At 32.4% G+C, this 8,334-nt stretch carries 10 protein-coding genes; 9 read left to right on the forward strand and 1 reads right to left on the reverse strand.

Annotated features, from left to right (window positions below; all coding sequences use genetic code 11):
• Window positions 1-56: 56 nt before the first annotated feature.
• The 5 genes from AC15TD_RS15060 (at window position 57) to pyk (ending at window position 4,345) form a co-directional block, all read left to right on the forward strand.
• Window positions 57-290, forward strand: a complete 234-nt coding sequence (locus AC15TD_RS15060) for an acyl carrier protein (protein ID WP_007647141.1) — start codon at window positions 57-59, stop codon at window positions 288-290.
• A gap of 12 nt (window positions 291-302) precedes the next feature.
• Complete coding sequence (gene fabF / locus AC15TD_RS15065; RefSeq protein ID WP_484452967.1) at window positions 303-1,553, forward strand: beta-ketoacyl-ACP synthase II; 1,251 nt, start codon at window positions 303-305, stop codon at window positions 1,551-1,553.
• Window positions 1,554-1,560: 7 nt separating this feature from the next.
• Complete coding sequence (gene rnc / locus AC15TD_RS15070) at window positions 1,561-2,295, forward strand: ribonuclease III (protein WP_484452968.1); 735 nt, start codon at window positions 1,561-1,563, stop codon at window positions 2,293-2,295.
• 122 nt (window positions 2,296-2,417) lie between these two features.
• Window positions 2,418-2,903, forward strand: coding sequence for an IPExxxVDY family protein (locus tag AC15TD_RS15075; protein ID WP_484452969.1), 486 nt, complete (start codon window positions 2,418-2,420; stop codon window positions 2,901-2,903).
• Entirely contained in the window at window positions 2,903-4,345 is a 1,443-nt protein-coding gene (gene pyk / locus AC15TD_RS15080; protein ID WP_484452970.1) for a pyruvate kinase, read from the forward strand. The genes AC15TD_RS15075 and pyk overlap by 1 nt, the downstream gene beginning before the upstream one ends.
• Before the next feature lie 61 nt (window positions 4,346-4,406).
• On the opposite strand, the gene dinB is transcribed toward pyk, so the two are convergent.
• Window positions 4,407-5,504: a DNA polymerase IV gene (gene dinB, locus AC15TD_RS15085; protein ID WP_484452975.1), complete on the reverse strand. Its 1,098-nt coding sequence runs from the start codon at window positions 5,502-5,504 to the stop codon at window positions 4,407-4,409.
• Window positions 5,505-5,546: 42 nt separating this feature from the next.
• Here dinB and AC15TD_RS15090 point away from each other — a divergent pair, with 42 nt between their 5' ends.
• Genes AC15TD_RS15090 through AC15TD_RS15105 form a run of 4 tightly spaced genes read left to right on the forward strand, consistent with a single transcriptional unit; the run spans window position 5,547 to window position 8,108 of the window.
• Window positions 5,547-6,209 carry an NAD(P)H-binding protein gene (locus tag AC15TD_RS15090; protein WP_484452971.1) on the forward strand — a complete coding sequence of 221 codons (663 nt, stop codon included), beginning with the start codon at window positions 5,547-5,549 and terminating at the stop codon, window positions 6,207-6,209.
• A complete protein-coding gene (locus AC15TD_RS15095) occupies window positions 6,206-6,679 on the forward strand; it encodes a CYTH domain-containing protein (RefSeq protein ID WP_484452972.1) in 474 nt (157 codons plus the stop codon). Before AC15TD_RS15090 ends, AC15TD_RS15095 begins: the two co-directional genes overlap by 4 nt.
• Complete coding sequence (locus tag AC15TD_RS15100) at window positions 6,676-7,224, forward strand: YciI family protein (protein ID WP_484452973.1); 549 nt, start codon at window positions 6,676-6,678, stop codon at window positions 7,222-7,224. The genes AC15TD_RS15095 and AC15TD_RS15100 overlap by 4 nt, the downstream gene beginning before the upstream one ends.
• On the forward strand, window positions 7,224-8,108 hold the full coding sequence (locus tag AC15TD_RS15105; RefSeq protein ID WP_484452974.1) for an endonuclease/exonuclease/phosphatase family protein: 885 nt from the start codon (window positions 7,224-7,226) through the stop codon (window positions 8,106-8,108). Before AC15TD_RS15100 ends, AC15TD_RS15105 begins: the two co-directional genes overlap by 1 nt.
• The last annotated feature ends 226 nt before the right edge of the window (window positions 8,109-8,334 follow it).

The following is an 8,334-nucleotide window of genomic DNA, read 5'->3' on the forward strand; positions in this document are numbered from 1 at the left end:
TTAAAAATAAAGTTTTTTATTTTTGCCAACTAATTAAAACCTTAAATTAAAAGATTATGTCAGACATTGCATCAAGAGTAAAAGCGATTATCGTAGACAAATTGGGAGTTGATGAGAACGAAGTTGTTACTGAAGCTAGCTTCACAAACGATTTAGGAGCAGACTCATTAGACACAGTAGAATTAATCATGGAATTTGAAAAAGAATTTGATATTCAAATCCCAGACGATCAAGCTGAAAATATCGCAACAGTAGGTCAAGCTATATCATATATAGAGGCTGCAAAATAAGAAAGAACTTTTATGGAATTAAAGCGAGTTGTAGTTACAGGATTAGGCGCTTTAACACCAATAGGCAATACCAAAGATGAGTTTTGGGAAGCATTAATTGGTGGGAAAAGTGGTGCTGCACCTATAACCTATTTTGATACTGAAAAGTTTAAAACAAAATTCGCTTGCGAATTAAAAAACTTTGTTGCGACCGATTTTCTTGATAGAAAAGAGGCGCGTAAAATGGATAAGTTTGCGCAATATGCTATGGTTGCAGCAGATGAAGCAATTGCAGATGCCAAACTTAATCTTGATGAAGTAAATAAATTGCGAGCAGGAGTTATTTGGGGAGCAGGAATTGGTGGATTAGAAACATTTCAAGATGAAGTTCTAAACTTTGCATCTGGTGATGGCTCTCCAAGATTCAACCCATTTTTTATCCCTAAAATGATTGCAGATATTGCCCCGGCTAATATTTCCATTAAATATGGGTTTATGGGTCCTAATTACACAACGGTTTCTGCCTGTGCTTCTTCAGCAAACGCTATGTTTGATGCATTAAACTCTATTCGTTTGGGTCACTGTGATCTTATTGTAACAGGCGGAAGTGAAGCTGCCGTTACAATTGCTGGTATGGGAGGATTTAATGCCATGCATGCATTATCAACCAGAAATGAAAGCCCAGAAACAGCCTCTAGACCATTTGATGGTTCTAGAGATGGCTTTGTACTTGGTGAAGGCGCAGGTGCCATTGTTTTAGAAGAATATGAGCACGCTAAGAAACGAGGCGCAAAAATATACGCCGAATTTGTTGGTGGTGGGTTATCTTCTGATGCGTACCACATGACAGCCCCACATCCAGAGGGTATTGGCGTTATGGCTGTAATGAGAAATTGTTTAGAAAATGCCGGACTAAAACCTGAAGATGTAGATCATATTAATACACACGGGACTTCTACACCATTAGGCGATGTGGCAGAACTTAAGGCTATATCCGAAGTTTTTGGTAATCGTGCTAAACAAATAAATATTAATTCAACAAAATCAATGACAGGCCACCTATTAGGTGCTGCGGGTGCTATAGAAGCAATTTCGGTAATTTTGGCGATGCAACACGGTGTTGTTCCGCCAACAATTAATCATACTACTGTAGATGAAAATATTGATCAAGAATTAAATTTAACATTAAACAAAGCCCAAAAGCGAACCGTTAAAGTTGGCATGAGTAATACGTTTGGGTTTGGTGGTCATAATGCTTGTGTAGTATTTAAGACACTAGAATAATATCCGATTGAAACATATTAGAGACATATTAAATTCCCGTTCTAATAGCAACGGGAATTTTTTTATACAATTAAAAAGGATCTTAAGCTTTAAGCCTAAACATATTCATATATACAAAACAGCATTTACCCATCGCTCAATGAATATAAAAGATGATGATGGAAATGCTATAAATTATGAGCGACTTGAGTTTTTAGGCGATGCTATGTTAGGAGCCGTTATAGCATCCCATTTATATCTTGAAGTTCCTGGAGGAGATGAGGGATACTTGACGAAAATGCGGTCAAAAGTTGTAAGTAGAGAACATTTAAATGAATTGGGTAAAGATTTAAATCTTATTAAGCTTATCGAAAGCAAAATCCCTGCACCTCAATTTGGAGATAATATTCATGGTAATTTATTTGAGGCCTTAATAGGTGCTATTTTTTTAGATAAAGGATTTAAATACTGTGAAAAATTTATTTATAAGCGTGTTATAATTCCTTATGTTGATATTGCTCAGTTAGAAGGAAAGGTGATAAGCTATAAAAGTTTATTAATTGAATGGTGTCAAAAAGAAAAGAAAACATTTAACTATAATGTATATGAAGATTCTGGTAATGATGATGTGAGACATTTTTCAGTAAAATTATCAGTAGATAACAAAATTGTTTCTAAAGCAAGAGCAACCTCTAAGAAAAAGGCAGAAGAGAAAGCTTCAAAACGTGCTTTTTTTGTGTTTCAAAGCAGAATGGCTAATTAATTTTTTTGATTAAATAAATGTGCCAACTACAACGTTTTCGTTATAGTTTCACGTCAACATTCTCAAAAACTTACCACTTTAAGTGTTTTAAATATTATATTTACAACGAATTTTTATAAGTTATGGGGGTACACAAACTTATTCTTGATGATGTTTTTGATGAGTCGGTATTTACTTTAATAGCAATTCATTGCACCATTGAAGACTACCGTTTAGCATATCTTCTTAATAAGTTTTTAGGGATAAATTTAGTAAGAAAGAAAACTGATTTAGACTTTAATCAAGGAAAATCATCCTACTCTATATATAATTGGGAAGATAAAAAACGTCTTATAACTTGGAATTTAATATCGAATATTTGCAAAACAAATGATTATATTCAAACAAATTCAGGGTTGCTATTTGAAACAACACAAAGCATTACTAAGACTTATAATTTTTTACCTGAATTAAAAAATGTAAATTATTTATTAAAGATTGATGATGAGTTTCATATTAATAAAGAAAAGCACATTATAAATGTCATGCTTAGTATACCCCAAATTGCAACAGCCTATATTATTGATCAAAATCAAATAAAATCTAAAGACAATTTAATTTTCAACTAATGCCAATAAGAAAAAAAACCAAAATAGTGGCCACATTAGGTCCCGCAACGAGTACCAAAGAAATTTTGAAAGCGATGCTTCAAGAAGGTGTTGATGTATTCAGAATAAATTTTTCTCATGCCGATTATAAGGACGTTGCAGAACGCGTAAGAATGATACGTGAACTCAATGAGGAATTTGGATTTAATGCTGCGATTTTAGGAGATTTACAAGGGCCTAAATTGCGTGTAGGGGTTATGAAAGACGAAGTGGTAGTGCATCCTGATGATGAAATTATCTTTGCTACAGGTGAACGTTTTGAAGGAACTAAAGAGCGTGTTTACATGACTTATGATCGATTTCCTCAAGACGCAAAACCTGGAGAACGCATTCTTTTAGATGACGGAAAATTAATTTTTGAAGTCGTTTCTACCAATAAGATAAATGAGGTAAAGGCAAGAGTTATTCAAGGAGGGCCTTTAAAATCGAAAAAAGGGGTAAATCTTCCAAACACTAATATTTCTCAGCCAGCATTAACAGAAAAAGATATTGAAGATGCGCTTTTTGCAATTAAACAAAAAGTGGATTGGATAGCACTATCATTTGTTCGCCATGCTGAAGATTTAATGGAGTTACGTGATTTAATAGCAGAGAATAGTGAAGATAAAATACCTATTATTGCAAAAATTGAAAAGCCAGAAGCTGTCGAGAACATAGATAAAATTGTGGCTTTTTGTGATGGTTTAATGGTAGCCAGAGGTGATTTAGGTGTTGAAATTCCGGCTGAAGAAGTTCCTCTTATTCAAAAGCAATTGGTGTTGAGAGCAAAAAAAGCAAGAATACCAGTAATTATTGCTACGCAAATGATGGAAACTATGATTTCTAGTTTAACACCAACCAGAGCAGAAGTTAATGATGTAGCCAACTCCGTTATGGATGGTGCGGATGCCGTAATGCTTTCTGGTGAAACATCTGTTGGCAAATATCCTGTTCAAGTGATTAAACAAATGTCTAACATATTAAAGAGTGTTGAAGATTCCCCTTTAATTCAAGTACCACTAGCACCACCACATATTCGTACTAACCGATATATAACAAAGGCTATATGTTATCATGCAGCTAATATGGCAAATGAGATAGATGCAAAGGCTATTTCAACATTAACAAACAGTGGGTATACGGCATTTCAAATTTCGGCTTGGAGACCATCATCACATATATTAGTTTTTACATCAAACAGGCGTATATTAACTCAACTAAGTTTGCTTTGGGGGGTTAGGGCTTTTTACTACGATAAATTTGTAAGTACAGATGAAACGATTGAAGATGTAAATAACATTGCTTGTAAGATGGGTTATTTACAAGAAGGTGATATGCTCATTAGTTTAGCGGCTATGCCAATTCAAAGTAAAGGTATGGTTAATACATTACGAGTTACCGAAATTACATCTTGTCCTATTTAAAATGTAATTTTAAAATATTGAAACGTGATTTATTCTTTAAAAATAAATCACGTTTTATTGGTTAAAACTCAAACCGTAACTGCACATTTACACTTTTTTGTTCGAGTTCTTTTTTTGTTTCAGTGTTTAAATTAGACATTGAAATACCTAATAAACGGACTGAGTTACTTAGCTTCTCTTGAAATAATAAATCTTTAGCGGTTTCTAAAATCATAGATGCATCACTTATAAAATAATGCAACGATTTACTTCTGGTTTGCATTGTAAAATCGCTATATTTTATTTTTAAAGTAACCGTTTTTCCAGCGACTTTGCTTTTATTTAATCTTCGTGAAACTTCATTGGCAATATTTTTAAGCTTTTCTAACATAAAAATTTCACTAGATAAGTTTTCATTAAATGTACGTTCGGCCGCTAAAGATTTTCTAATTCTGTTTGGTTTGACTTCACTAGTGTGAACACCTCTAACAACATGATAATAGTAGGTGCTAGATTTACCAAAATGGGTTTCTAAAAATTCAATAGGTTTTGATTTTAAATCACGTCCAGTGAAAATCCCAAGTTGATACATTTTTTCAGCAGTTACCTTACCAACACCATAAAATTTCCGAATATCAAGTTGTTCTAAAAATTGAATAACATCTTCAGGGTTTACTGTTTTTTGTCCGTTAGGTTTGTTATAATCGCTGGCAACTTTGGCTATAAACTTATTAATTGAGATTCCCGCAGAAGCCGTTAAGCCAACCTCATTAAAAATACGTTCTCTTATTTCCTTAGCAATTAAAGAGGCACTTGGGTTTCCTTTTTTATTTTCTGTAACATCTAAATAAGCTTCATCTAAAGAAAGCGGTTCCACCAAATTGGTATAATCGAAGAAGATATATCTTATTTTTTTTGAAATCTCATGGTATCTATCAAAACGAGGTTTTACAAAAATAAGTTCTGGACAGTTTCTCTTAGCTTGTATGCCACTCATCGCACTTCTCACACCAAATTTTCTTGCTTCATAACTGGCAGCACTTACAACACCACGTTTTTCGCTTCCGCCAACAGCAATAGGCTTTTCTTTTAATTCAGGATAATCCATTTGTTCTACAGAGGCATAAAATGCATCCATATCTACATGAATAATTTTTCTGTTACAAGGAAACTCATACATCTTGTAAAAATATAATATCTTTATCAAAGAGAATTAAAAACCATGTTGAAAACAGCAATTATTATTGGAGCAACAGGTCTTACTGGGGGCTTATTGTTAGAACAACTTTTAGCAGATAACAGATACCAAACAATAAAATTATTTAGTAGAAGTTCTTGTGGGATAAAGCATTCTAAAATTGAAGAACATCTTATTGATGTTTTTGATCTAGAAAGCTATCAAGATGTATTTGATGCTAACGACGTTTTTTGTTGTATAGGTACAACTAAAGCTAAAACGCCGAATGAAGAAGAATACCTCAAGATTGATTATGGAATTCCAGTAATGATAGCAGACCTATGTGCTAAAAAACACATTGACACATTAGTGGTTATTTCGGCATTAGGAGCCGATAAAAAAAGCAACATATTTTATAACAGGACCAAAGGACGCATGGAAGAAGCTGTGTTGAAGGCAAACATTAAAAACACGTATATTCTACAGCCTTCTTTAATTAGTGGTAAGCGAAGTGAAACGAGAATTGGAGAGCAATTTGCTAAAAAATTCATGAGCGTTATTGATGTTTTTTTAGTTGGAAATTTGAAGAAATACCGATCGATTCATCCAATTACCATCGTGAATACAATGGTTTGGCTTGCCAATAATAAATACAAATCAGGAAGAATTCCTTCTAACATCATTCAAAACCTTTCTGATAATGTATGATTGAAATAGAACGCAAGTTTTTGGTTACATCGCTTGACTTTAAACAAGAAGCATTTAAAAGAACCAGAATTGTTCAGGGATTTTTGAATACAGATAAAGAACGAACCGTAAGGGTTAGAATAAAAGGGGATAAAGGGTTTATTACCGTTAAAGGACCGTCAAATATAGAAGGTTTATCTCGTTTTGAATGGGAAAAGGAAATACCTAAAGTTGAAGCCGAAGCCCTATTAAAACTATGTGAACCAGGAATAATTGATAAAATTAGGTATGAGATTAAGGTCGAAAATCACATTTTTGAAGTTGATGTTTTTTCAGGTGAAAACGAAGGCCTCATGTTAGCAGAGATTGAATTAAAAACAGAAAGCGAGGTATTTAAAATACCTCGTTGGATAGGAGATGAAGTTACTGGGAATATCAAATATTACAATTCACAATTAAGTAAAAAACCTTTTAAATTATGGGAAACATGAAAAATTATGTATCATTTTTTATAATTATCGTGCTTATTGTAGCTTGTAAAGATGAACCGAAAACAACTATTTTAGATGAAAGTGAAATCACTTTAGAAAGTGTTAAAGCTACAATAGACACTATAAAACCTGAAGTTTTAAGTGAGCCGGTTAAGAAGTCAACAAAAGAAATTAAGGAAGAACTCACTGCAGATGGCTTTCAGTATTTTGACTATGTTGATGAAAAAACCCAAGACACTATTTTAATGCAGCAATATTTTATTGCATTTTTAAAGAATGGTCTTATTCGTTCCCAAAACGAAGAAGAAGCAGAGATGTTGCAACAAGAGCACTTGGCACATTTAAGTAAAATGTATGAATTAGGATATGCAGATATTTCCGGACCATTTGGAGATGATGGGGACATAAGAGGCATTACTATTTATAATGTACCAACGTTAACAATGGCCGATAGTTTGGCCAATTCTGATCCTATGGTAAAAGCTGGAAGATTAACGGTCGAAATTCATCCATGGTGGGCAGCAAAAGGATTTCCTTTAAGATAATGCTGAGAGTTTTAAAATACATTTTACAACTAATAAATGTTGTAATTATTTTAGTTTTAATAGGGGTTCACTTTTTTATAAAGGAGCAAACGTTTTGGTCTTCATTATATTTTTATGCCTTTCCTTTACCAGTAATTATTCTTATAGTTTTGGCATTATCTATTATACTAACTAAAAGATGGAGACTATATAATTTAAAAATAGCTTTATTATTACTATTGATATGGCTGGGAAGAAGTTTTAAAATACATTTTCCGGATGATATTAAAGCGTCAGATTTAGAAATAGTCTTTTGGAATGCTTCTAGAGATAATAATTTTCAAATTGCCTTTAATAAAAATGGAAATGTTCCTGATGTAATGGTTTTAGTTGAAACAGGAAAATATAGCATAGAGGATTTTAAGCATAAATACCCTAATTATTATTTTTACAAATCAGATACAAAAATATTCATTTTTTCAAAAATGCCACTGTATAAAATAAATGAAAGCGTCTCTAATTATGGAACAACAGTTATAAGCTTTGAAACCGCAGGTATTAATTTTTATGCAGTAGATGTTGCAGGAAGTACAGATGTTCCAAGAGCATGGGAACTAAACTATGTTAATAAATTTGTTAAGAGAACAGTTAATACCATTGTTTTAGGAGATTTTAACGTGCCTTATGAATCTATATATTTAAAGCAGTTTAAAGAACATTTTAATCAAGCATTTAATGAAAAAGGAAATGGTTTCAGGGAAACTTGGTTTTATAATATTCCTCTCTTGTCTTTAGACCATATTTGGGTTTCAAAAGATTTAAAAGTTTTAAAAACGAAGAAGTTTTATTCCAAAGTATCAGATCATTGTATGTTAAAAACATTTATTGCAAAACAGAGTAAATAACTTAATTTTTTAATCTTGATAAAGTGTTATATTTATGTGTATGGTTTTTGTATAGGTGCGTTTCGTCTAATGTAATTTTTGTTGATACAATTTTTTATTAATATAGCCATATTAATTTAACTATTGAGAACTTTTTAAGACTTAAAGCCAACTAATATCAATAAAAATATTGTTTTTATATTAATCGTTTATGTTTGTTTTTTTACACAAAAGAGTCAAGCACAAC

The sequence above is a fragment of the Yeosuana sp. genome, assembly GCF_057126245.1.

Bases quoted from the DNA above. Each gene is read 5' to 3' on its own strand.
- AC15TD_RS15060 (WP_007647141.1), top strand. From the start codon at position 57: ATGTCAGACATTGCATCAAGAGTAAAAGCGATTATCGTAGACAAATTG.
- fabF (WP_484452967.1), top strand. From the start codon at position 303: ATGGAATTAAAGCGAGTTGTAGTTACAGGATTAGGCGCTTTAACACCA.
- AC15TD_RS15075 (WP_484452969.1), top strand. From the start codon at position 2,418: ATGGGGGTACACAAACTTATTCTTGATGATGTTTTTGATGAGTCGGTA.
- pyk (WP_484452970.1), top strand. From the start codon at position 2,903: ATGCCAATAAGAAAAAAAACCAAAATAGTGGCCACATTAGGTCCCGCA.
- dinB (WP_484452975.1), bottom strand. From the start codon at position 5,504: ATGTATGAGTTTCCTTGTAACAGAAAAATTATTCATGTAGATATGGAT.
- AC15TD_RS15090 (WP_484452971.1), top strand. From the start codon at position 5,547: ATGTTGAAAACAGCAATTATTATTGGAGCAACAGGTCTTACTGGGGGC.
- AC15TD_RS15095 (WP_484452972.1), top strand. From the start codon at position 6,206: ATGATTGAAATAGAACGCAAGTTTTTGGTTACATCGCTTGACTTTAAA.
- AC15TD_RS15100 (WP_484452973.1), top strand. From the start codon at position 6,676: ATGAAAAATTATGTATCATTTTTTATAATTATCGTGCTTATTGTAGCT.
- AC15TD_RS15105 (WP_484452974.1), top strand. From the start codon at position 7,224: ATGCTGAGAGTTTTAAAATACATTTTACAACTAATAAATGTTGTAATT.